Here is a 20,211-nt window from a genome sequence, read left to right as displayed (position 1 = left end):
TGCGGAGGCCGCGATGACGCGCCTTCATCTCGATCGGATTTCGCTGCGCGCGGGTTCGCGCACGCTCATCGACGCGCTGACGCAAAGCATCGGCGAAGGCGAGATATGGTGCATCGCCGGACCGAACGGCGCGGGCAAGACGACGCTCATCAACGTGCTCGCCGGATTGACGCGGCCCGCATCCGGCACGATCGCGCTCGACGATCGCCCGCTCGACGCATGGCGCGCCGCCGATCTCGCGCAAGCCCGCGCGCTGATGCCGCAAGCGCTCCACGACGCCTTCAGCGCGACCGTGCTCGATACCGTGTTGCTCAACCGCTTCCCGCATCTCACCGGCTGGGGCTGGGAAAGCGCCGACGACCGCGCCGCCGCGCTCGACAGGCTCGGCCTCGCGGATTTCGCTACGCGCGACGTGCTGACGTTATCGGGCGGCGAACGCCAACGCGTCGCGCTGGCGGCGGTGTTGTGCCAGAACGCGCCGCTGCTGTTGCTCGACGAACCGCTTTCGCATCTGGACTTGCATCATCAGATCGACTGTCTGAGCGCACTTTCGCAAACCGCGCATGATGAAAAACGCACGGTGATTTTCTCGTGCCACGATCTGAATCTCGCGCGCCGTTTTTCGACGCACGCGCTGCTGCTCGACGGTCGCGGCGGCGCGCACGCGGGCGCAGTCGACGACGTGATGACGCCCGAGCGCGCAAGCGCGGCGTTCGGCTATCCGCTCACCCTGATCCGCGACGGCGCGCACGAAGCGCTGGTGCCGCTCATCCCACATCGTTAAAGGAAACCTCATGTCCATCGCTCAAGACATGCCGATGCCCCGCGCCCTCGACCGTTCGATCGAAGCCGACCTGCGCCGCGTCATCGATACGAAGACGAAACCGCCCGGCAGCCTCGGCCGCCTCGAAACGCTGGCGTTGCAGATGGGCCTGATTCAGCGGACGCTCAAGCCGCGCATCGAGCGTCCGGCGATGATCGTGTTCGCCGCCGATCACGGCATCGCGGCGGAAGGCGTGAGTGCGTATCCGCAGGAAGTGACGGCGCAGATGGTCGCGAATTTCCTCGCGGGCGGCGCGGCGATCAACGCGTTGTCGCGATCGGTCGGCATGACGCTCGAAGTCGTGGATGCAGGCGTCGCGGCGCCGATTCCGCTTGAAGGTTACGAGCGTCTGTCGCTCGGCGCGGGCACGCGCAACTTCGCCAGGGAACCGGCGATGACGCGCGAGCTCGCGCTCGAAGCTATCGCGCGTGGCGCGGCGCGGGTTCGGCATCATGCATCGCTCGGGACGAACGTGATCGGCTTCGGCGAAATGGGCATCGCGAATACGTCGGCGGCGGCGTGTCTGATGAGCCGGCTGTGCGATGTATCGATCGACGAATGCGTCGGGCGCGGCACCGGCCTCGACGATCGCGGCGTGCGTCACAAGCGCGACGTGCTCGCTAAAGCGCTCGCGATGCATCAGAAAGCCGACGACGCCATCGACACGCTCGCGACTTTCGGCGGCTTCGAAATCGCGATGATGACGGGCGCGTACCTCGCCGCCGCCAAAGCCAACATGACGATTCTCGTCGACGGTTTCATCGCGACTTCGGCGCTGGTGGTTGCATCGACCATCGCGCCGCAGGTGCGGGAATATTGCGTGTTCGCGCATGCATCGAACGAGGCGGGGCATCGGCGCATGCTCGCGCATTTCGATGCGATGCCGCTGCTGCAACTCGATCTGCGTCTGGGCGAAGGCACGGGCGCGGCGCTCGCGCTGCCGATCCTGCGCGCGGCCGTCGCCTTCCTCGATGAAATGGCGAGCTTCGAGTCGGCGGGCGTGTCGGACAAGCAAAGCTGAACATGCGCCGCGCACAGAACGAACTGCGCTATTTCTTCACCGCGCTCGGCTATTTCACGCGCGTGCCGGTGCCGCGCTGGGTCGGCTTCGAGCGCGATTATCTGAACGCGGCGGCGCGCTATTTTCCGCTCGTCGGCGCGATGGTCGGCGGCGTCGGCGCGCTCGTCTATCTGCTGGCGATGCGCGTGTTTCCGGCGGGCGTCGCCGTGTTGCTGTCGATGGCCGCGACGCTGGTGCTGACCGGCGCGTTCCACGAAGACGGCCTCGCCGACAGCGTCGATGCCTTCGGCGGCGGCTATACGCGCGACGACGTGCTGCGCATCATGCACGACTCGCGCATCGGCGCGTTCGGCGCGATTGCCTTGATGATCGCGTTGGCGCTCAAATGGCAGACGCTCGCCGCCATGACGATGCCGCCCGCGCGCATCGCCTGGCTGATGGTCGCCGTGCACGCCGCGAGCCGCGTCTTCGCGATCAGCTTTCTCGTCACGCTCGATTACGTGCGCGCCGAAGGCAAGGCGAAACCGGTCGCGCAACGCATGAGTGTTTCATCGCTGACGATCGCGGCGCTGTTCGGCTTGCCGTGGCTGTTTTGGCTCGACGCGAAGCTCGCATGCGCGACGTTCGTCGTGCTGGCCGCGCTGCGTTTCGCGCTCGGCCGCTACTTCGTGCGGCGCATCGGCGGCTACACGGGCGATTGTCTCGGCTTCGCGCAGCAAGTCTTCGAACTCGCGGCTTATCTGATGGCACTGGCATGGATATCGTCCTGATCCGCCATCCCGAAGTCGCCGTCGATGCAGGCGTCTGCTACGGCCGAACCGATGTGCCGTTGCTGCGCGATGTCCACGCGTCCGCGCGCGATACGCGATCGCGCATGACATCGCTCGGCGTGCCGGATTGCGTCGCGGGATGGCATACGAGCCCGCTGCGGCGCTGCGAATCGATGGCGCGCGCTTTATCCGATGGCATGCTTGTACACGTCGATGCGCGTCTCGCCGAAATCGACTTCGGCGCGTGGGAAGGGCGCAAGTGGGACGACGTCGATCGCGCGCTGCTCGATGAGTGGGCCGCGGATATCGAGCATGCGCGGCCGCATGGCGGCGAGAGCCTGGCGCAATTCGCGCAGCGCGTCAAGCAATGGTTCGCGCAACACTGCACGGACGAGGCGTCGACCTTGCACGTCGTCGCCCACGCCGGCGCGATCCGCGTGCTGACGGCGCATCTGCTCGGCATCGCGCGCGCGGACGTGCTGCAATGGCCGCTCGCGTTCGGCGGGATCGTGTGGCTGAAACGTATCGGCGAGACGTGGGCGCTCGCGCGATGGAACGCGTGACGCGCGTTACTTCGGACGTCGCCCGCGCGCCGCGTCGAGATCCTCGCACAGCCGCGCCGCGCCCAACGCCAGCCTCGGCGTCGGCCGATTGATCCAGTCTCCGTCGATGCCAAACAGATTGTCGCGCGCCACCGCCTTGAGCGCCGGCCAGCGTTTCCATCGGTCGAGCGCGGGTAGCGGGCGGTCGGGCGGCGTCGCGCCGGGCGTCGCGGTGACGATGGCTTCGGGATCGGCGGCGAGCACGGCTTCGGTCGAGATCGTCGGCACGCGCGTCTTGTCGGCGGCGAAAACGTTCGTCCCTCCGCACACGCCGATGATTTCGCTGAAGACGTTATCGCCGTTGAGCGTCATCAGCGGATCGTCCCAGACCTGATAGAACACGCCGACGCGCGGACGCTGTGCGTATTGCGCGCGCAAGGCGTCGATATCGGCGGAGAACTTCGTGGCTGCCGCGTGCGCTTGCGTGGACGTGCCGAGCAGCACGCCGAGCTTGTCGAGATCGGCGGCGATGTCGGCGAGATGTTTCGGCTCGCTATAAAAGATCGGCTCGCCGAGCGCGCGCAGACGCTCCATCTGGCGATCCGCATTGCCATGCCGCCACACCACGATCAAATCCGGATGCAGCGCGACGATGCGTTCGAGATCGAGCGCCTTGTTGTTGCCGACGCGCGGAATCGTCTGCGCTTCTTTGGGGTAATCGCTGTAACTCACCGCGCCGACCACGCGCGCGCCGCCGCCCGCCGCGAACAGCAATTCGGTGACGTGCGGCGCGAGACTCACGACGCGTTGCGCGGGCGCGGGCAGCGTGACGGTCGCGCCGCTGTCGTCGGTGACGGTGATGGCGGCATGCGCGGCCGATGCGATGGTCATCATCGCGGCGAACGCCGTCGCGATGCTCAAGCGCATAGGTCGGCCAGCGCGCGTTCCAGTCGCGCCCAATCGCCGTCCGCGCCCGGCAGGCCGATACGCAAACTCGTCGTCATTTCCGGCAGCGCGAACAGGCGCGTCCAGATGCCGCGTTGCGCGAGCGCGTGCTGCAAGGCGGCGGCGTCGGGCGTGGGCATCCACGAAAAAAGCGGCGTCGAGCGCAGGTCGAAGCCGTGGCTCGCCAGCAGCGCGCCGAGTCGCGCGCCATCGCGATGCAGCCGTGCGCGCGTGTCGCGCTGCCAGTCGAGATCGGCGAAGGCGGCCTGCACCGCGTGACGCGCCGGACCGCCGACCGTCCACGCGCCGAGCGTATCGCGCAAGGCGCGCTGCACATCCGGCGCGGCCAGAACAAAGCCCGCGCGGATGCCTGCGAGCCCGAAGAACTTGCCGACCGAGCGCAGCACGACGAGACCGTCGCGCGTGGCGATATCGGCGAGCGATGCGCCCGGATCGACATCGGCGAAGGCTTCGTCGACGATCAGCGTGCCGCCGCGCCGCGCCAGTTGCGCGTGCCAGCGCAGCAGCGTGTCGCGCGACAGGCGCGCGGCCGTCGGATTGTTCGGATTGGCGACGATGACGTGATCGACCGCATCGGGCAGATCGTCGGCATCGGTATCGAGCGTGACGATGCGATGCCCCGCGCGCGCGAACGCCGGTGCGTATTCGCCGTACGTGAGCGGCGCGACGGCCGCGACGCCGCCCTTCAGCAGCGCGGGCAGCACGCGAATCACCGCCTGCGATCCCGCCACCGGCAACGCCGATTCCGCACCGTAATAGCGCGCGGCGCAGGCGGCGACACCGTCGTCGTCTTCGGGCAGGCGACGCCAGGCATCGGGCGGCACGGGCGGCACCGGATAGCCGAACGGATTGATGCCGGTCGAGAGATCGAGCCAGTCGGCGAGCGCGATATCGTGACGTCGCGCGGCTTCGCGCAGATTGCCGCCGTGGGGAATGGAATCAGCCATGCATCGTGGCGCCGGAAAGCGCGAAAGCGAGTAAGGTCGCGAGCCACAACAGCGTGGATCGTTCGACGAGCCGCAACGCCGCGACCACATGCCGGGGCGTCGCATCGTGACCGGCGCCGAGCGTCGGCCGATGTTCGAGCACGCCGTGATACACCGCCGCGCCGCCGATCAGCACGTTCAGACTGCCCGCGCCGGATGCCATCACCGGGCCCGCGTTCGGGCTGTCCCACGCGCGCGCCTGCGTGCGCCAGCAGTGCCACGCCATGCGCGTGTCGCCGGTGAGCGCGTAGCTCGCGGCCGTCAAGCGCGCGGGGATGAAGTTGAGCACGTCGTCGAAGCGCGCTGCCGCCCAGCCGAAGCGCAGATAGCGCGGCGTGCGATAACCCCACATCGCGTCGAGCGTATTGGCCAGGCGGAACATCAGCGCGCCCGGGCCGCCCGCGATCGCGAACCAGAACAGCGCGCCGAAAATCGCGTCGTTGCCGTTTTCCAGCGCGGATTCGACGGCGGCGCGGGACAGCGCGTTTTCATCGGCGTTCGATGTATCGCGCGAGACGATGCGCGACGTGAGCCTGCGCGCGTCGTCGAGATCGCCGAGGCTCAAGGCGCGCGCAATCGGCGCGATGTGCTGACGCAAACTCTTCGCGCCGAGCGCGAACCACAGCAGCAGCACATGCACGAGACATGCATACGAAAACGGCAGCACGCCGACCAGCATCCATGCGATGCCGACCGGCGGCGCGACCGCGACGAACCACGCCAGAATGCCCGCCGGCCGCGCGCGATGCCCCGTGTTGAGCCGCGCTTCGATACGCGTCGCCAGCCGGCCGAAGCCGACCAGCGGATGCCGCGTGCGCGGCTCGCCGAACAGGCGATCGACGATCGTGCCGAGCACGGCGAGCAGGGCCATCGAATAAGCGGAAAGAAGCAGCATGATGCGTCAGCCCTTGAGCGCGAGCGGCAGGCCCGCGGCCATGAAGATCGCGCGCGTGCTGGCGGCGGCGACGCGCTGATTCAGGCGGCCGAGTTCATCGACATAAAGACGCGTGACGGAACCGAGCGGCACCACGCCCAGCCCTATCTCGTTGCTCACGACGATCAGCTTGCCGCGCGTGTGCGTGAGCGCGTGATCGAAGGCATCGAAAGCTTTGCGCGCGGTCGGCGGCAATGCGGCGGGTTCGCCGGCATCGTTCGAAAAGAGCAGCGTGACGAGCCACAGCGTGAGACAGTCGATCAGCACGCAATGGCCTTCGCGATCCGCGTCGCGCAATGCACCCGCAAGATCCGCCGATGCCTCGACCAGCGCCCAATCCGCCGGCCTGCGCTCGCGATGCAACCGCACGCGTTCGGCGAATTCCGTGTCGTGGATTTGGGCCGTCGCGATATACGTCACCGGCAAGCCGCTGTCGATGGCGAGCCGTTCCGCATACGCGCTCTTGCCTGAGCGCGCGCCGCCGAGGACGAAGGTGATATCGCGGGAGGAAGAAGCGGAGGAGGTCATCGCGATATTGTAGCGGCAGGCTAAGATAATGCCCTGCGCTCATTGACACCTTCCCGAGATTCTTCCGATGCAATTCGGCCCGCGCGGCACGTTGATGATTCAGGGCACCACGTCCGATGCGGGCAAAAGCACGCTCGTCGCGGGCCTCTGCCGGATGGCCAGGCGCAACGGCGTGCGCGTCGCGCCGTTCAAGCCGCAGAACATGGCGCTGAACAGCGCGGTGACCGTCGACGGCGGCGAGATCGGTCGCGCGCAGGCCTTGCAGGCGATCGCGGCGGGCGTCGAGGCGCGCATCGACTTCAATCCGGTACTGCTCAAGCCGACCAGCGATCGCGGCGCGCAGGTGATCATCCACGGCCACGCGCACGCCAATCTCGATGCGCGCGCCTATCACGACTACAAGCTCACCGCGTTCGATGCCGTGCTCGCGTCGTACGCGCGTCTGCGCGCCGAGTTCGATGCGGTGATCGTCGAAGGCGCGGGCAGTCCCGCCGAAATCAATCTGCGCGATCGCGATATCGCCAATATGGGGTTTGCGGAGCGCGTCGATTGCCCGGTCGTGCTGGTCGCGGATATCGATCGCGGCGGCGTGTTCGCGCATCTGGTCGGCACGCTCGCGTGTCTGTCGGAAAGCGAGCGAGCGCGGGTGCGCGGCTTTGTCATCAATCGATTTCGCGGCGATATCGCGCTGCTGAAACCCGGGCTCGACTGGCTGACTCGGCAGACCGGCAAGCCCGTGCTCGGCGTGCTGCCGTATCTTCACGGCCTGACGCTCGATGCCGAAGACATGCTGCCGAGCCAGCGTCACGCGCGCGGCGCCGCGCCCGTGCTGAAGGTGATCGTGCCGGCCTTGCCGCGCATCAGCAATCACACGGATTTCGATGCGTTGCGCGCGCATCCGCAAGTGGATTTCGAGTACGTGCGCGCGGGCATCGCGCCGCCTGCCTGCGATCTCATCGTGTTGCCGGGATCGAAAAGCGTGCAGCGCGATCTGGCCTGGCTGCGCGCCAACGGCTGGGATCGCGCGATAGAACGGCATCTGCGATACGGCGGCAAGGTGCTCGGCATCTGCGGCGGCATGCAGATGCTCGGGCGCGAGATCGACGATCCGGATGGCGTCGAAGGGCCGCCGGGAAGCGTGAACGGACTGGGTTGGCTGGATGTGTCGACGGTGCTCACGCAGCAGAAGCGGCTGGAGAACGTGACGGGGCGCTTGTGTATCGGCTCGGCCGATGCCCCCGTGCGCGGCTACGAAATCCACATGGGGCGCACGCGCGGCGCGGCGCTGGAAAGACCGGCGATCGCGCTCGATAACGGCTGCCACGACGGCGCCGTATCCGACGATAACCAGATCGCCGCGACTTATCTGCACGGCGTCTTCGATACGCCCGAAGCCTGCGCCGCGCTGCTCGCGTGGGCCGGCGTCGAGGATGCGCAGGCGCTGGATTATCCGAAGCTGCGGGAGGCGTCGCTGGAGCGGTTGGCGGATAGTTTTGAGCGGGCGTTGGATGTGGAGGCGGTGCTGGCGGCGTTTCGCTGACTGTTGACCGTCGACTCAATACAGAATCATCTGCGTACACCGGAACATCGCGATCAACTTCCCTTCACCGCTCGTCACCGTCGCATCCCAAACCTGCGTGCTCCGTCCCAGATGCACCGCGCTCGCTTTCGCGACGATCTTCCCTTCGCGCGCCGTCGACACATGGTTGCTCTTCAACTCCAGCGTCGTGAAGTTCTGCGCCTTCTCCGGCAGATGCGCGATGCACGCATATCCGCAGCACGTATCGGCCAGCGCGACCACCGTCGCCGCGTGCAGAAAGCCGTTCGGCGCGAGCAGGTCGGGGCGGATCGTCAGTTCGCCGGTCAGCGTGCCCTGATCCAGCGTCAGCACTTCGATACCGAGCAAATCCGGCAGGCGGCCTTTCTGGCGCTGGCGCAGCGCGTCGAGGGTCACTTCGGGGCGCAGCAGAGTCGTCATGGCATCGTCACATAGAAAAAGGGAAGGGAAACGCGCGCATAACCGTTCAGCCGTTCGACCGATCTGCCCGGCGCGTCAGTTTTGCCGATAATATCAACGGCTCGCATCATGCACCGTTCTTATAACGATGAAACCTCGCGCGAACAGAGCCGTTTCGTTCGCGCGCCGAACAAGACTCAGGACTTTTCATGACCGTGATCGTAGTGGCAAATCCGAAGGGCGGCGTCGGTAAAAGCACGCTGGCAACCAATCTGGCCGGGTATTTCGCGGCGCAGGGCGAATGGGTCGCGCTCGCCGATCTCGACAAGCAGCGCTCCTTGCACGGCTGGCTCCGACTGCGCGTCGATACGCTGCCGAAAATCGAGGAATGGAATCTCGATGCCGATTCGCCCGCCAAGCCGCCCAAAGGTCTGGAAAAAGCCGTCATCGATACGCCCGCTGGTTTGCACGGCAACCGCATGTCGCTGGCGCTCGATCTTGCCGACAAGGTGATCGTGCCGCTTCAGCCGTCGATGTTCGATATCCTCGCCACGCAGGATTTCCTCACGAAGTTGTCCAAGGAAAAGGCCGTGCGCAAGGGCGCGATCCAGGTCGGCGTCGTCGGAATGCGTGTGGACGCGCGCACGCGCTCGGCGGATCAGTTGCATCGTTTCGTCGAAGGGCTCGATCTGCCTGTGCTCGGCTTTCTGCGCGATACGCAGAACTACGTGCAACTCGCCGCGCACGGCCTGACCATCTGGGACGTCGCGAAAAGCCGCGTCGACAAGGACCTGGAGCAGTGGGCGCCGATCGTCGAATGGGTCGACAAGAAGTAAAAAAGCCGGCGGTCAGTGAAGAAACGCCGGCTTTTGCATGACGAAAACCTTCAGGTCCAGTTCTGCGTAGGAACGTGATCGCGACTGCCCTTGATGCGGTTGTCGCCATCGACGAACACGAGATTCGGCTTCCAGCCCGCCTGAATTTCGCGCTCGTCGACCGACGCGAACGCCGCGATGATCACCAGGTCGCCCAGTTGCGCGCGCCGCGCGGCCGAGCCGTTCAGCGAAATCATGCCGCTGCCGCGCTCGCCCTTGATGGCGTAGGTCGTCAGGCGCTCGCCGTTGTTCACGTTCCAGATGTCGATCTGCTCGTTCTCCAGAAGATTCGCCGCTTCGAGCAGGTCTTCGTCGATCGCGCACGAACCTTCGTAGTGCAGTTCACAGTGCGTGACGGTGGCGCGATGAATCTTCGATTTGAGCATGGTGCGCTGCATGATGCTTCGTGTCCTTCTGTCAGATTTCCAGATTGTCGATAAGACGCGTCGTGCCGAGCTTGGCCGCCGCGACCACGACGAGTTGCGCATCCTGATCCGCTTCGCCGGGCGTGGGCGGCAGCAGATTCGAACACTTGCGAATGCTGATGTAGTCGGGATTCCAGCCGCGTTCGGCCAGCGCGTTCATCGCGTCGCGTTCGAGCGCGGCCATGTCGCGATTGCCCGACAGCACGGCTTCGCGCACGCGCTGTAGCTGTTCGGCGAGCTTCGGCGCTTCGGCACGTTCTTCGGCCGACAGAAAGCGGTTGCGCGACGACAGCGCGAGGCCGTCTTCGTCGCGCACGGTTTCGGCGGCGATGATTTCCGTCGGCAGCGCGAACTGGTTGCACATCGCGCGCACGATCATCAGCTGCTGATAATCCTTCTTGCCGAACACCGCGACGCGCGGCTGCACGCAGGACATCAGCTTCATCACGACCGTGCAGACGCCCGTGAAAAAGCCGGGACGGAATTCGCCTTCGAGAATGTCGCCCAGGTTATGCGGCGGATGTACGCGATACTCCTGCGGCTCCGGATACATATCGCGCTCGGTCGGCGCGAACAGCACGTAGACGTTCTCGCGCTGCAGCTTTTCGATATCGTCCTGCAGCGTGCGCGGATATTTGTCGAAGTCCTCGTTCGGCCCGAATTGCAGCCGGTTGACGAAGATGCTGGCCACGACCGGATCGCCATGCTGGCGCGCGAGGCGCATCAGCGAGAGATGGCCTTCGTGGAGATTGCCCATCGTCGTAACGAAGGCGGTGCGGTTCTGGCCGCGCAGTTGATCGCGCAGTTCGTGGATCGAGCTGATGACTTTCATCGAGCGTATGTCTCCTGTCGGCGCGCGGACATCGCGCGCTTTTAGGCAAGGGTAAACAAAAAAGGGAAGCTCAGGCGGGCGAGTACGCGAGTCTCACGTAAATCGGCGCATACGGCTCGGCCTGCGTGATCTCGATCAGCGATTCGCGCGATAGTTCTAGCATCGCGATGAAGTTCACCACGACCACCGGCACGCCGCGCGACGTATCGAACAATTCCGTGAATTCCATGAAGCGCGCGTTTTGCAGACGCCGCAGGATCACGCTCATATGCTCGCGCACGGACAATTCCTCTCGCGTGATCTTGTGATGCTGCACGAGCTTGGCACGCCGGATGACGTCGGACCACGCGGCGCGCAGGTCGTTCATGTCGACATCCGGGAAACGCTGTTCGGTGGATTGCTCCATGTAGACGTCGGCGCGCAGGAAATCGCGGCCGAGTTGCGGCAACTGATCGATCTTCTGCGCGGCGAGCTTCATCTGCTCGTATTCCAGCAGACGGCGTACCAGTTCGGCGCGCGGATCTTCGGCTTCCTCGCCGGTGTCGGCTTTCTTCACCGGCAGCAGCATGCGCGACTTGATCTCGATCAGCATCGCGGCCATCAGCAGATATTCCGACGCGAGCTCCAGATTGTTCTCGCGAATCTGCTCGACATAGCCGAGATATTGCGCGGTGACATCCGCCATTGGGATGTCGAGCACGTTGAAATTCTGCTTGCGGATGAGATAGAGCAGCAGGTCCAGCGGACCTTCGAACGCTTCGAGGAAGACTTCGAGCGCGTCCGGCGGGATGTACAGGTCGGTCGGCAGCTTCCAGAGCGGCTCGCCATACAGATGCGCGATCGCGACGCCGTCGATGGTATCGGGCGTCGAATCGGTCGCGGGCGTGGCCAGCGCCACGGCGCGATCTTCCTTCGAGCCTTCGCGCTTGTCCGCGGGCGCGTTCGGCGTCTGGCCGGCTGCGCTCACGTTCAGAAGTTCTGGTAGTAGACATAGGACGTCTGCTTGACGCGCGAATCCTGCACGGACTTGCGCTCGTCGAGGTCGATGGGCTGCTTGTCCCACAGCAGGGCGCGGCCCTGACGCTGCTCGCCCTCGAGCTTCGGATTCTTTTCTTTCAGCTGGTTGATGAACTGGGTGATGTCCGATTGGTACATGATCCGGCTTCCGGTGGGTCGATCTTTCGATTGTCGTTCGGGACGCGCCTCGCGCGCTTTCGGCCGCAATTTTACCGCAAGCCCGCGCGGCGGACGCATCCGGCGGCGATCGGCGCGCGCTTTTCCCGGAACCCCTTGCCGCGCGCGCCGTCGAACGCCACGCGGCCATGCTTCGCGGACGGCGAAACGGCGCGATCCGGCGCTGTGCCGGATTTTTACCGCGTCCGCCCGTTTCAATGTGGTGAAATAGCGCCTGCGCCGTCCTGGCGCGCACTTTCACCTTTCGATCCCATTCAATCCGATGCCGGAGGAAACGTTTGGCAGGCCGTTCGTCTGATCCGCTGCGCGCGCTGCGCGGCCTTGCCGAATGTCGATGGCGTCACGCGACGGCGTCCGCGTTTCGTCCGGGTGTGCGTGGGCGCTTGCGGGGCGTGGCGTTCGCGCTCGCGGCCGTGTCGGCGTTCGCGGCATCGCCCGTGCAGGCGAAATACACCGTCGATATCGACGCGCCGCGCAGCGTGAAATCGCTATTGAAGGATCACCTCGACCTGTCGCGTTTCGCCAAGCGCGACGACGTCAGCGACGACCAGTTCCAGTTCCTCGTTACGGCCGCGCCGAAAGACGTGCGCGATCTCGTCGCGACCGACGGCTTCTTCACGCCGGTCGTGCGTACCGACGTCACCGCCGACGAAGACGGCAAGCGCACCGTGAAACTGTCCGTCGATCCGGGGCCGCAGACCAAGGTCGCTTCCGTGCAGCTGCATTTCACCGGCGCGGTGACGACCGAAGATCGCGCGCAGGAAAACGCCGCGCGTTTCGTTTTTTCGGTCAACGAAGGCGATCCTTTCACGCGGAGCAGCTGGGACGACGCCAAGAACGCGGCGCTGCGGGCGCTGCAGTCGAAGCGCTATCTCGGCGCGAAGATCACGCGTTCGCAGGCGCGCATCAATCCGCGCATGCATATCGCCGATCTGTCGGTGACCTTCGACAGCGGGCCGACTTTCACGCTCGGCAAGCTCGACGTCAGCGGCACGAAGCGCTATCCGTCGTGGATCGTCGATCACGTCAATCCGATCCAGCCGGGCGAGATTTACGACGCCTCGCGCATCAACGAATTGCAGCGTCAGGTGCAGAACACGCCGTACTACGCGAGCGTCGCGATCGATACCGACAACGACGTCAACAAGCCGACCGAAACGCCGCTGCATGTGAAGGTGAGCGAGTATCCGTACAACAGTATCCGCTACGGCGTGGGTTATGCGACGGATACGGGCTTCCACGTGCAGGGCGCGTACAGCTATCTCGATACCTTCGGTCACGCGTATCCGTTCACCATTTCCGGACGCCTCGACCAGACCCAGCAGTACGGCCGCGTGCAACTCGCGATGCCGCCCGATTCGCACGGCTGGGTCAACGCGGTGTTCGGCTCGTACACGATCACCGACGTATCGGACACGAAGATCTATAGCGCGCGAGTCGGCGTGCAGCGCTCGCGATCGCGGCAAAACATCGACACGACGTTTTCGCTCACGTTCTACGACGATCGTCTGACACAAAATCTGCCGAATCCGTCGACGGCGCGCGCGCTCGTGCCGGCGTGGACCTGGGTGCGCCGCAATGTCGACGATCCGCTGTTTCCGCGCAGCGGGAATATCGTGCGCGCGGAGGCGAGCTTTGCCGTGAAGGGCGTGATGTCGGATGCGACCTTCGCGCGTCTCTATACCAACGCGCAGCAGTACGTGCCGATCACCAAGAACGATCTGTTCGTGTTCCGCGCCGAATTCGGCGGCGTGTTCACGGGCGCGGCATCGAACGCGGTGCCGGCCTCGCTGCTGTTCCGCGCGGGCGGCGCGAATTCGGTGCGCGGCTACAGTTATCTGAGCATCGGCAATAACGTGGACGGTTCGATCCTGCCGACCAAGTACATGGTCACCGTCAGCAGCGAGTATCAGCACTGGTTCACGCACGACTGGGGCGGCGCGGTGTTCTTCGACATCGGCACGGCCACCGACACCTGGGGCGAGCGCGTGTTCCAGCCGGGCGTGGGCGTCGGCGCGCGCTGGCGCAGCCCGGTCGGGCCGGTCAACGTCGATCTCGCGTACGGACTGAAGAACAAGAGCATCAAGCCTTATCTGACGCTGGGTATCGCGTTCTGAGGACGATCGAGGATATTGGAAAGGCATGACGGATCCGATCAAGCAACCGGACGGTCAGGAGTCGGCACGCGCGGCTGAAGACGGCAACGGCGGCGAGCCGAAGAAGCCGCGCCGCCGCGGCTGGCGTCGCGTCGCGCGATGGTTCGGCGTGCTCGTGCTGGTCGTCGTGCTGCTGATCGCGATCGGCATCGGTTCCGTGTTCTTCGTGCTGACGACCGACACTGGCACGCGCTACGCTTGGAACACGGCGACCAAGCTGCTCAAGGGCCAGCTCACCGGCAAGCTCGACGGCGGCGCGATCGCCACCGGCCTGCAGTTGCGCGATGTGCGCTGGAACGACGGCAAAGGTACCGATATCGGCGTCGATAGCGTGTCGGGGCGCTGGGCGCTGACGCGCGAACCGCTGCGCTTCACCATCGACTATCTGCATGTCGGGACGATCGATCTGCGGATCGCGCCGTCGAACGAGCCGAGCAAGAAGACGGAATTGCCGCAGAACCTGCGCCTGCCGATTCAACTCGCGATCAACGATGTCACCGTCGACAAGCTGCGTCTGCATCAGGGCGCGACGACGACCGAATTTTCGCGCTTCGCCTTCAGCGGGCGCAGCGACGGCCAGCATCACGAGGCGACCGTGCATCGGCTCGATACGCCGTTCGGCGCGGTCACGGCGGACGCGAAACTCGATGGCGGCGCGCGGCCGTTTCCGCCGAGCGGCACGATCGGCTATGCGGGCAAGGTCAGCGGCGAAACGGTGAACGTCAACGCGCGTCTGTCGGGCGCGCTGGAAGACCTGATCGCCGATGTCGATGCGAGCGGCCTCAAGCTCAACGGACAGGCGCACGTCGAAGCGCTGCCGTTCGCCGACGTGCCGCTGAAGCGCGCGCTCGTCACCTTCGATCACGTCAATCCGCAGGCATTCAGCCCGAGTGCGCCCGCCGCCGATCTCGCCGTGCGCGCGGAAGTGAAGCCCGTCGAGAGCACCGATCCGAAGGCGTTCGTCGTCGCGGGTCCGGTCTCCATCGTCAATGCGAAGCCGGGTTCCATCGCCGACAAGCTGATTCCGCTGATCGATGCCCACGCCAACGTGCGCATCGACGGCGCGGCGCAAAGCATCACCGATTTGAACGTGCGGCTGCTCAAGCAGGCGACCATCACCGGCGGCGGATCGCTGACCGGCGGCAAAGGTCAGTTCGATCTCAAAGTCGCGAAGCTCGATCTCAACGCGATCGAACCGAGCGTGCGTCCGACCGATTTCGCGGGACCGATCGGCATCGTGCTCGGCGGCGACACGCAGAGCATCACGGCGGACCTGAACGATCCGAAAGCCGCGATCCGCGCCCAAGCCAAGGTCAAGCTCGATCCGAAGCAGACCACGCTGGACGAGGTGAAACTCACGGTCGGCAAAGGCCGCGTGGAAGCGAGCGGCGCGCTCAAGAAAGACGCCAATTCGAGCTACGACCTGAAGGCGAAATTCGTCGACTTTGATCCGTTGATGCTGACGCAGCAGTTGATCGAGCAGAAGCCCGCGCCGGTCAAGAAAGGCGCGAAAGCCGCGCCGAAAAAACCCGCCGCGTCGCCGCGCAAGATCGAAGCGCGCGTGAACGGCACGCTTGCCGCGACCGGCCAGATCGCGCCGACGCTCACCTCGAAAGCCACCTTCAAGCTCGCCGACAGCATGTACGACAACCTGCCGCTGACGGGCGAGGGCACCGTGCAGATCGCGGGCATGCGCCTGCTGCCGAGCAAGGCGACGCTGTCCGTCGCGGGCAATAACGTCGATCTGAACGGCAGTTTCGGCGCGGCGGGCGATCGGCTGCGCTTCAACGTCGATGCGCCGCAACTGGAGCGGCTCGGCTTCGGCATCACAGGCGCGGTGAAGGCGGACGGCGACGTGACCGGCTCGATCGCGCATCCGAACGTCGCGGCGAATTATCAGGCCGATGGCGTCGTGTTCGGCGCGAATCGTCTGGGTCACGCGGAAGGCCACGCCGATATCCGCGACGGCGCGAACGGCGCGCTCGTCTTCACGCTGAAGGCCCGCGATGCGAGCACGGACGGCATCGACATCGCCGCGCTCGATGCGAACCTCAACGGCACGCGCGCGCATCACACGCTCGATGTCACCGCGACCGGCAAGGTGCGCGGCCAGCCGGTCAATCTCGCGCTCGGCGCGAACGGCAAGTTCACCGATGCCGCCGATGGCCCGCACTGGGACGGCACCGTCACGAAGTTGACCAACAAGGGCACGCCGTCGGTCAACATGGAATCGCCGCTGACGGTCAGCTACGGGCCGAAGAAGCTCGTGCTCGGCGGCACGCGGATCGTCGCGGAAGGCGCGGCGCTCGCGCTCAAGTCCTTTGCAATGGAGAACTGGCGCATCCAGTCGGCGGGGACGCTGACGAACGTGTCGGTGCCGCATCTGCTGGAAGTGCGGCAGGAGATGACGGGCGAGGAATCGTCGTTGCGCACCGACCTGATTTTCGATGGCGACTGGGACTTCTCGCTCGGCGCGACCGCGACGGGCCATGTGCAGATCAAGCGGCGCAGCGGCGATATCAGCATCGACGGGACGCGCGGCATCGCGGCGCTCGGTATCAACGATGTCACCGCGCGCGCCGATTTCAGCGACGGCAATCGCCTGAACGCGACGCTGCATGCGGCGGCGAGCCGCATCGGCGTGATCGACGCGAACGTGCACACGCCGCTCGTCAACCGCGACGGCATGCTGACCGTCGACGACAACGCGCCGCTCAACGGCGCGATCAACGCGAACGTGCCCGAGTTGCGCACGACCGGCGGGCTGCTCGGCGCGAATTATTTGCTGGGCGGCAAGATCGCGCTGAAGCTGATCATCGCGGGCGTCGTTGCGAAGCCGAATCTGTCCGGCTCGCTCAATGGCGACAATCTGTCCGCGACGGTCGTCGATCAGGGCGTGCAGTTGAAGGACGGGATTATTCGTATCGCGCTGGCGGAGAATCTGGTCGACTTTCAGCAGGTCGAATTTCATGGCGCGAGCGGCACCTTGCGCGCAACCGGCAAGGTCCGGCTCGATCAGCAGCAGCCGGATCTGACGGCGAGCATCATCGCCGACAAGCTGGAACTGTTCGCCGCGCCGGATCGGGAATTGTCGCTGTCGGGCGAGGCGAAGATCGCGAATGCGGGCTTGCAGGGTGGCATGGCGATCGACGGCAAGTTCGTCGTCGATCACGCGCTGTTCGACTTGCCCGAAAGCTCCGCGCCCTCGCTCGGCGACGACGTCGTGATCGTGCGTCCCGACGGCACGGTGAAGGGCGAGAACGGCAATCAGCAGCCCGTCGCGGCGGGCGAGAAGCCGGTCGGGCCGTTCACGCCGCGCGCGAACGTCGAGATCAATCTGGGACAGCGCTTCCGCTTCAAGGGCGCGGGCGCGGATCTGGGGCTGGCGGGCACCATCACCGCGATGAGCGCGCCGAACATGCCGCTGCGCGCGGTCGGCAACGTGCGCGTGACGACGCCGGGTTCGAGCTATACGGCGTTCGGACGCAAGCTGAATATCGAGAACGGGTTCTTCACCTTCAACGGGCCGGTGTCGAATCCAGGTCTCAATATTCTGGCGATGCGGCGCAATCAGGAAGTCGAGGCGGGCGTGCAGGTAACGGGCACGGTGCAGGCGCCGGTCGCCAAGTTGATTTCCGAACCGAGCGTGCCGGACAACGAAAAGCTGTCGTGGCTGCTGTTCGGGCACGGCACGGATCAGGGCAACAACGTCGGCCAGCAGAGCGCGATGACGAGCGCGCTTGCCTTGCTCGGCAGCAAGGGCGGCGCGAAGATCGCGCAGACGGTCGGACTGGACGAGTTCACCGTCGGGTCGAGCGAAGTCGGGCTGACCGATCCGCAGGTCGTGATGCTGTCGAAGGCCATCAACGAGCGGCTCGTGCTTGGCTATGAGCAGGGATTGCAGTCGGCGCAGAACGCGATCAAGGCGACGCTGTCGCTGTCGCGCTTCTGGTCCGTGACGGCGTATGGCGGGACGTATCAGGGGCTGGATCTGTCGTATACGCGGCGATTTAATTCGTGGATGCGGTTGTGGTTCGGGTCGTCGTCTTCGTCGCGTTCTTCTTCCTCGTCCGCTTCTTCTTCGGCGGATGCGGCGTCCGCCGCCAAGGCAACGTCGGATGCGGATTCGACCGATTAGGCCATAGCCAAATACGACGATAAACGCTTGCCGAGCAGCACCCGACAAAGCGCATTTGAGCGATCACGTGCGCTTTTCTTTTTTCGCATGCCGAAGTTAGCGTTGCCTTTGTCCGGCTATCCCTGCGTACGGTCAATCACCCTTAAACGTTCTAATCCGAAGGCGCACCAATCGATCTGTAAAAAGTTGCCAAAAGCCGATGCTTAATTGTCAAAACGCTTTGAGTTTCAGAGGCGTCCTAGTCTCCGGCAAATAACGCCTTTCAATGATTGCCTTCCTTTCCTGAAAACATTAGTCGAGCGAACAGTGAGCGGCCAAGTGGGGTCGGGCCGCTTTGCCATGTGTTACTCGTCGCTTACGGTTTCTCGGGTCGGGTTCTCGATCAACACGGTCACGTCAGTGGCCCAAAGGCATATCAAAATGAAACTCGCATCTTCCGTCGTCGCAGCCCTGTTGGGTCTCGCAGCTGTCAGCGCCTACGCAGACCCGGCATCCAATGGCGGTGTTCTGACCATCAACGGCGCGCTGATCGCCAGCACGTGCGACGTGAGCGGCAACAGTCAAGGTAACAACTTCATCGTGACGTTGCCGACGTTGTCGGCATCCGAACTGTCGGCAGCAGGTTCGACCGGCTTCGACATCGCCCTGAGCAACTGCACGCCGGCAACCGGCAGCGTGCGTACGTTCTGGGAATACGGCGCGAATACCCTCGCTGACGGCAATCTGCTGAACAACGGCACGGCAGACAGCGTGGAAGTTCAACTGGTCGACTACAACAAGGGCCAAAACGTGATCGACGTCAGCAAGGCAGACGGCGCACAGAACTCGCAGTCGGTCGATATCAAGGGCGGCAGCGCGAGCCTGCAATACGCGGCGCAGTACATCTCGCCGAAGGGTGGCGCGGGTGCTGGCAGCGTCACGACCAAAGTGACGTACTCGATGATCTATCAGTAAATCGTGGCGAGAACAGGATGCCGTGAGGCGTCCTGTTTTCACACGGCATTGCCTGCTCGCGAGCGCCTGTCCGGCGCGCGCCCGCGTTCGCGAGGCTTTTATCTGCTTCACCACGATCGACTCCACGGCACGTATGTGGCTGTCGGGACGCGTCACCCGTCCGCGAGGAGGGTGCTGTGCGTCTGCTTATCTCCTCGAGTGTCATGAACTTTCGAAAACTCATCGGCGCGATTATCGCCGTGTCCATGCTGGCAGCCGGTTCGCTGTCGTCCATTGCGGCGCATGCGTCGGTCGTGATCGCGGGTACGCGGATCATCTACAACGCCTCGGACAGCGAGGTGACGATCAAGCTGTCCAACGCCGGCAAGAATCCGGCGCTGACGCAAGTTTGGTTCGACAAGGGTGATCCGAAGTCCGATCCGAGCACGCTCGATCTGCCGTTCATCCTGACGCCGCCGATCGCGCGCATCGATTCCGACAAGTCGCAGACCATCCGTATCGCCTATACGGGCGAAGCGATGCCGAAGGATCGCGAGACGCTCCTGTGGTTCAACCTGCTCGAAGTGCCGCCGAAGCCGCAAGCGGCGCAAGCCGAGTCGAACTACGTTCAACTGGCATTCCGCTCGCGCCTGAAATTCTTCTTCCGTCCCGCCGGTTTGCAAGGCCACGCGGACGACGCACCCGGTCAACTGAAGTGGCATCTCGGCGCGCATGACGGCAAGCCGGCGCTGCTGGTCTCCAACCCGACGCCGTATCACGTCACGATCATCGAAGCCTACGTCGGCGCGGAGCCGAATGCGCCGAAGTTCGATGAGGGCGACATGGTCGCGCCCGGCGCGGAGATCGCCTTGCCGCTGTCCGGCGCGCCGTCGACCGGTATCGGAAAGGTCGCGTTCACCACGCTCAACGATTACGGCGGCCCGATCAAACACGAGGCGACGCTGCAATAAGGTCGCGGCCAGCCGATGGCATCGCACCACGATATTCACTAGGCTCTGTTCACATTTGAAGAAATGTGTTTACATCTCATCTTTTGCGTAAGCGATCAAGATGAGTCGAATGTTGCTGACCGATGAGATATGGGGACGACTGGAGTCCATTGTTCCGGGT

General features: G+C 64.8%; 19 protein-coding genes. 10 read left to right on the top strand and 9 right to left on the bottom strand.

Annotated elements, in window-relative coordinates; all coding sequences use genetic code 11:
* Positions 1 to 13: 13 nt before the first annotated feature.
* Genes BVER_RS13225 through cobC form a run of 4 tightly spaced genes read left to right on the top strand, consistent with a single transcriptional unit; the run spans position 14 to position 3,177 of the window.
* Entirely contained in the window at positions 14 to 784 is a 771-nt protein-coding gene (locus tag BVER_RS13225; protein WP_050453698.1) for an ABC transporter ATP-binding protein, read from the top strand.
* 10 nt (positions 785 to 794) lie between these two features.
* Positions 795 to 1,844, top strand: coding sequence for a nicotinate-nucleotide--dimethylbenzimidazole phosphoribosyltransferase (gene cobT, locus BVER_RS13220; RefSeq protein ID WP_050453686.1), 1,050 nt, complete (start codon positions 795 to 797; stop codon positions 1,842 to 1,844).
* 2 nt (positions 1,845 to 1,846) lie between these two features.
* Complete coding sequence (locus BVER_RS13215) at positions 1,847 to 2,614, top strand: adenosylcobinamide-GDP ribazoletransferase (protein ID WP_050453685.1); 768 nt, start codon at positions 1,847 to 1,849, stop codon at positions 2,612 to 2,614.
* A complete protein-coding gene (gene cobC / locus BVER_RS13210) occupies positions 2,599 to 3,177 on the top strand; it encodes an alpha-ribazole phosphatase (RefSeq protein ID WP_050453684.1) in 579 nt (192 codons plus the stop codon). Before BVER_RS13215 ends, cobC begins: the two co-directional genes overlap by 16 nt.
* Before the next feature lie 6 nt (positions 3,178 to 3,183).
* On the opposite strand, the gene BVER_RS13205 is transcribed toward cobC, so the two are convergent.
* The 4 genes from BVER_RS13205 to cobU are packed head-to-tail and all read right to left on the bottom strand — an operon-like array spanning position 3,184 to position 6,570.
* On the bottom strand, positions 3,184 to 4,083 hold the full coding sequence (locus tag BVER_RS13205) for a cobalamin-binding protein (RefSeq protein WP_050453682.1): 900 nt from the start codon (positions 4,081 to 4,083) through the stop codon (positions 3,184 to 3,186).
* Positions 4,074 to 5,069 carry a threonine-phosphate decarboxylase CobD gene (gene cobD / locus BVER_RS13200; RefSeq protein ID WP_050453681.1) on the bottom strand — a complete coding sequence of 332 codons (996 nt, stop codon included), beginning with the start codon at positions 5,067 to 5,069 and terminating at the stop codon, positions 4,074 to 4,076. Before cobD ends, BVER_RS13205 begins: the two co-directional genes overlap by 10 nt.
* Positions 5,062 to 6,003 (bottom strand): adenosylcobinamide-phosphate synthase CbiB, encoded by a 942-nt coding sequence (gene cbiB / locus BVER_RS13195; protein ID WP_050453680.1) that lies wholly within the window; start codon positions 6,001 to 6,003, stop codon positions 5,062 to 5,064. Before cbiB ends, cobD begins: the two co-directional genes overlap by 8 nt.
* Positions 6,004 to 6,009: 6 nt before the next feature.
* Entirely contained in the window at positions 6,010 to 6,570 is a 561-nt protein-coding gene (gene cobU / locus BVER_RS13190) for a bifunctional adenosylcobinamide kinase/adenosylcobinamide-phosphate guanylyltransferase (protein WP_050453678.1), read from the bottom strand.
* A 67-nt stretch (positions 6,571 to 6,637) separates the two neighbouring features.
* Between cobU and BVER_RS13185 the strand changes: the two genes are divergently transcribed.
* Positions 6,638 to 8,110, top strand: a complete 1,473-nt coding sequence (locus BVER_RS13185) for a cobyric acid synthase (RefSeq protein ID WP_050453677.1) — start codon at positions 6,638 to 6,640, stop codon at positions 8,108 to 8,110.
* A 15-nt stretch (positions 8,111 to 8,125) separates the two neighbouring features.
* Here the strand turns inward: BVER_RS13185 and BVER_RS13180 are convergent, their stop codons facing one another.
* On the bottom strand, positions 8,126 to 8,548 hold the full coding sequence (locus BVER_RS13180) for a PaaI family thioesterase (protein ID WP_050453676.1): 423 nt from the start codon (positions 8,546 to 8,548) through the stop codon (positions 8,126 to 8,128).
* A gap of 188 nt (positions 8,549 to 8,736) precedes the next feature.
* Here BVER_RS13180 and BVER_RS13175 point away from each other — a divergent pair, with 188 nt between their 5' ends.
* The gene (locus BVER_RS13175) at positions 8,737 to 9,363 is read left to right on the top strand and encodes a ParA family protein (protein ID WP_050453675.1); all 627 of its coding nucleotides are present in this window, start codon (positions 8,737 to 8,739) and stop codon (positions 9,361 to 9,363) included.
* A gap of 50 nt (positions 9,364 to 9,413) precedes the next feature.
* Here BVER_RS13175 and panD read toward each other — a convergent pair whose 3' ends face one another.
* The 4 genes from panD to BVER_RS13155 form a co-directional block, all read right to left on the bottom strand.
* A complete protein-coding gene (gene panD, locus BVER_RS13170; protein WP_050453674.1) occupies positions 9,414 to 9,800 on the bottom strand; it encodes an aspartate 1-decarboxylase in 387 nt (128 codons plus the stop codon).
* A 19-nt stretch (positions 9,801 to 9,819) separates the two neighbouring features.
* On the bottom strand, positions 9,820 to 10,659 hold the full coding sequence (gene panC / locus BVER_RS13165) for a pantoate--beta-alanine ligase (RefSeq protein WP_050453673.1): 840 nt from the start codon (positions 10,657 to 10,659) through the stop codon (positions 9,820 to 9,822).
* A gap of 70 nt (positions 10,660 to 10,729) precedes the next feature.
* Positions 10,730 to 11,557 (bottom strand): segregation and condensation protein A, encoded by an 828-nt coding sequence (locus tag BVER_RS13160; RefSeq protein WP_050453696.1) that lies wholly within the window; start codon positions 11,555 to 11,557, stop codon positions 10,730 to 10,732.
* A 71-nt stretch (positions 11,558 to 11,628) separates the two neighbouring features.
* Complete coding sequence (locus BVER_RS13155; RefSeq protein WP_198155251.1) at positions 11,629 to 11,817, bottom strand: DUF3460 family protein; 189 nt, start codon at positions 11,815 to 11,817, stop codon at positions 11,629 to 11,631.
* A gap of 314 nt (positions 11,818 to 12,131) precedes the next feature.
* Between BVER_RS13155 and BVER_RS13150 the strand changes: the two genes are divergently transcribed.
* From BVER_RS13150 to BVER_RS13135, 4 genes are all read left to right on the top strand, one after another.
* Positions 12,132 to 13,970 (top strand): autotransporter assembly complex protein TamA, encoded by a 1,839-nt coding sequence (locus BVER_RS13150; protein ID WP_370444242.1) that lies wholly within the window; start codon positions 12,132 to 12,134, stop codon positions 13,968 to 13,970.
* 25 nt (positions 13,971 to 13,995) lie between these two features.
* Positions 13,996 to 18,147, top strand: a complete 4,152-nt coding sequence (locus tag BVER_RS13145; protein ID WP_050453671.1) for a translocation/assembly module TamB domain-containing protein — start codon at positions 13,996 to 13,998, stop codon at positions 18,145 to 18,147.
* Between the two features lie 420 nt (positions 18,148 to 18,567).
* Positions 18,568 to 19,101 (top strand): fimbrial protein, encoded by a 534-nt coding sequence (locus BVER_RS13140; RefSeq protein ID WP_232316535.1) that lies wholly within the window; start codon positions 18,568 to 18,570, stop codon positions 19,099 to 19,101.
* Positions 19,102 to 19,304: 203 nt separating this feature from the next.
* On the top strand, positions 19,305 to 20,051 hold the full coding sequence (locus tag BVER_RS13135; RefSeq protein WP_050453670.1) for a fimbria/pilus periplasmic chaperone: 747 nt from the start codon (positions 19,305 to 19,307) through the stop codon (positions 20,049 to 20,051).
* Positions 20,052 to 20,211 lie beyond the last annotated feature (160 nt).

It is taken from the genome of Candidatus Burkholderia verschuerenii, from assembly GCF_001189365.1.
GTDB classification, from domain to species: domain Bacteria; phylum Pseudomonadota; class Gammaproteobacteria; order Burkholderiales; family Burkholderiaceae; genus Caballeronia; species Caballeronia verschuerenii.
This window is presented reverse-complemented; position numbering and strand designations above follow the sequence as displayed.

What these genes read in the sequence shown, in the direction of transcription:
- cobD (WP_050453681.1), bottom strand. Translation starts at nt 5,069, where the DNA reads ATGGCTGATTCCATTCCCCACGGCGGCAATCTGCGCGAAGCCGCGCGA.
- BVER_RS13205 (WP_050453682.1), bottom strand. Translation starts at nt 4,083, where the DNA reads ATGCGCTTGAGCATCGCGACGGCGTTCGCCGCGATGATGACCATCGCA.
- BVER_RS13185 (WP_050453677.1), top strand. Translation starts at nt 6,638, where the DNA reads ATGCAATTCGGCCCGCGCGGCACGTTGATGATTCAGGGCACCACGTCC.
- panC (WP_050453673.1), bottom strand. Translation starts at nt 10,659, where the DNA reads ATGAAAGTCATCAGCTCGATCCACGAACTGCGCGATCAACTGCGCGGC.
- cobC (WP_050453684.1), top strand. Translation starts at nt 2,599, where the DNA reads ATGGATATCGTCCTGATCCGCCATCCCGAAGTCGCCGTCGATGCAGGC.
- cbiB (WP_050453680.1), bottom strand. Translation starts at nt 6,003, where the DNA reads ATGCTGCTTCTTTCCGCTTATTCGATGGCCCTGCTCGCCGTGCTCGGC.
- BVER_RS13180 (WP_050453676.1), bottom strand. Translation starts at nt 8,548, where the DNA reads ATGACGACTCTGCTGCGCCCCGAAGTGACCCTCGACGCGCTGCGCCAG.
- cobT (WP_050453686.1), top strand. Translation starts at nt 795, where the DNA reads ATGTCCATCGCTCAAGACATGCCGATGCCCCGCGCCCTCGACCGTTCG.
- BVER_RS13215 (WP_050453685.1), top strand. Translation starts at nt 1,847, where the DNA reads ATGCGCCGCGCACAGAACGAACTGCGCTATTTCTTCACCGCGCTCGGC.
- BVER_RS13140 (WP_232316535.1), top strand. Translation starts at nt 18,568, where the DNA reads ATGAAACTCGCATCTTCCGTCGTCGCAGCCCTGTTGGGTCTCGCAGCT.
- BVER_RS13225 (WP_050453698.1), top strand. Translation starts at nt 14, where the DNA reads ATGACGCGCCTTCATCTCGATCGGATTTCGCTGCGCGCGGGTTCGCGC.
- BVER_RS13145 (WP_050453671.1), top strand. Translation starts at nt 13,996, where the DNA reads ATGACGGATCCGATCAAGCAACCGGACGGTCAGGAGTCGGCACGCGCG.
- BVER_RS13175 (WP_050453675.1), top strand. Translation starts at nt 8,737, where the DNA reads ATGACCGTGATCGTAGTGGCAAATCCGAAGGGCGGCGTCGGTAAAAGC.
- cobU (WP_050453678.1), bottom strand. Translation starts at nt 6,570, where the DNA reads ATGACCTCCTCCGCTTCTTCCTCCCGCGATATCACCTTCGTCCTCGGC.
- BVER_RS13135 (WP_050453670.1), top strand. Translation starts at nt 19,305, where the DNA reads ATGAACTTTCGAAAACTCATCGGCGCGATTATCGCCGTGTCCATGCTG.
- panD (WP_050453674.1), bottom strand. Translation starts at nt 9,800, where the DNA reads ATGCAGCGCACCATGCTCAAATCGAAGATTCATCGCGCCACCGTCACG.